General features: G+C 39.3%; 1 protein-coding gene. It reads right to left on the bottom strand.

What is annotated here, in order from left to right; genetic code table 11:
* A partial coding sequence (locus IQR33_RS03265) for a cation:proton antiporter (RefSeq protein ID WP_193843511.1) occupies positions 1–452 on the bottom strand: 452 nt, incomplete at its 3' end.
* Positions 453–733: the final 281 nt, after the last annotated feature.

Here is a 733-nt window from a genome sequence, read left to right as displayed (position 1 = left end):
AATACAGCGATTGGGTCAGTTGGCGATATTAGAGCACCAAATAGTAAGCAGTAGACCAAATCAAATTGGATGCCAATTAACTGACAAAACCCATACAGCGTAAATCCAATAAAGAACGTAGAAAACAGTGTAGCTCCAAGGGCTAAAACAGTGATCTCCCACTTTTGATCTTTAAGGTTCGGGAGTTTGATGCCTAGTCCACCAGCAAATAGTAAGAAGCCAAGAATGCCTTTGAGCAAGAAATCTTCGAAGTTAATCCTTGTGACCGTCTCCGTCGCAATTTCGGTGAGATGGAACCAGTTGTTTTGACCCGCAATTAAGATTAGAAGTGAAAGCACCATTGAACCTGCGGTAATCGCAATGGTGGTTTGCATCTTTCCTATCTTGCTGTTTACAAAAGCAATTAGCATCGCAGCTGCGGATAGAAAACATAAAGTATGATAGACCGACATAGAGCTCTCTATTTGTAACATTTTATGAATGGAATTCTCGGCTGATGCTGCTTAAATAGCAAACATTTTTTCGTGATTATTTTGCAAGTTAAGAAGGATATAAAATAATCATTAATTCTACGTTTAGACGTCTAGACTCCTGAAGTTTGTGTGATAGGATGGAAAGATAACTAAAGGAATGAGGCTGTACTGTGGGAAGTAACGTAAGACAACAGATTGAAGCTCAATTGAAGCAACGTATTCTTTTGATTGATGGTGGTATGGGAACCATGATTCAAGGG

This window comes from Vibrio sp. OPT46 (assembly GCF_015163535.1).
Classification (GTDB): Bacteria; Pseudomonadota; Gammaproteobacteria; order Enterobacterales; family Vibrionaceae; genus Vibrio; species Vibrio alginolyticus.
Note: the sequence above shows the minus strand (reverse complement) of the source record. Positions and strands in the feature narration are given on the sequence as shown.